Below are 1,132 nucleotides of genomic sequence, written 5' to 3' on the forward strand. Positions count from 1 at the left end.
AATATTAAGTGCCTGAGAGATTTGTCTGTCGCTTAACTTGGCCTCGAATTTGAGGCGGAATATATCCAGATAAGTTTGCATATCTGTCCTTAACATTTTCTTTTTACGTGTCATGACTACTCCGACAAACAGTTAAAAAACTGTTATGCCAAAGTCCGTAAAACGAAGGAAGAACAAACTGGCCGGTCGATACCGAAACAGGTGGCCGGATGAGGCCGAAATCAGTGGCCGGATGATACCGAAATGGGTGGCCGACTCATGCCGAAATCGCTGGCCGGATCATCCCGAAATACCCAGTTTTAAAGTATCACTAAATTCAATTATATTTTGGTTAATAATGCCGATTTCAATCAACTCAATTACTGCTAATAACATACAAACCTTATGCGGTTTATTATGTCCATTTAGCCGTAAAGTATTTAATTCACGAAATTTTTGTAGGTAAAGTGTCAGCGCCATCCATTGCCCCTTAACTGATTAACTTCCTTTGAATTCAGACTGCCAGAACATCCTGCTAGTAGCAAGTAAAGCAATAATAGCATTATTATAAATGCTTACTATGCCGTTACTTCATTAGTTTTGCCAAAGCACAAAATCATATCAGTGATTTCATCACACTAACCTGCCAGTCTAAGTATCATGCCGCCTATGCTAAAAGTGGCAATCGTAACCAAAAATAGCAGGGCTTTACCCCGCAACAAGCTCAGCAATATTTATGTGGTATTTGGGCAAAGCTTTGCGCCGAACTTAACCGGCAGGACATACGCACCTATGGCCTGCATGTTGCTGAACCGTAACATGACGGCACACCACACTGGCACTTAATGCTGTTTGTCGAGCCTGAGAACTTAAAGGCGTTTAGAGCAGTTATTAATCACTATGCTTTTGAGGAAGACGGCGACGAAGCCGGAGCGAGAGAAAACCGCGTTAAATTTGTTGCCATCGACCCGCGCAAGGGATCGGCCACTGGCTATGTAGCAAAGTACATTTGTAAGAATATCGACGGCGCGAACCTCGACGAAGGCGTTTATGGTGAAAACCCGATTGAAGCCGCTGAACGGGTTGAAGCCTGGGCAAGCTGTTGGGGCATACGCCAGTTTCAGCAAATTGGTGGTGTATCGGTAACAGTATG

At 43.7% G+C, this 1,132-nt stretch carries 1 protein-coding gene and 1 pseudogene; one reads left to right on the plus strand and one right to left on the minus strand.

Annotation, left to right across the window (positions count from 1 at the left end; translation table 11 throughout):
* Nucleotides 1–279: 279 nt before the first annotated feature.
* Nucleotides 280–459, minus strand: a complete 180-nt coding sequence (locus JAO78_RS16630; protein ID WP_226752482.1) for a hypothetical protein — start codon at nt 457–459, stop codon at nt 280–282.
* A gap of 263 nt (nt 460–722) precedes the next feature.
* Here JAO78_RS16630 and JAO78_RS16635 point away from each other — a divergent pair.
* Nucleotides 723–1,132, plus strand: a pseudogene (locus tag JAO78_RS16635) (replication endonuclease); the annotation flags it as partial.

This window comes from Alishewanella maricola (assembly GCF_016343785.1).
Taxonomy (GTDB): domain Bacteria; phylum Pseudomonadota; class Gammaproteobacteria; order Enterobacterales; family Alteromonadaceae; genus Alishewanella; species Alishewanella maricola.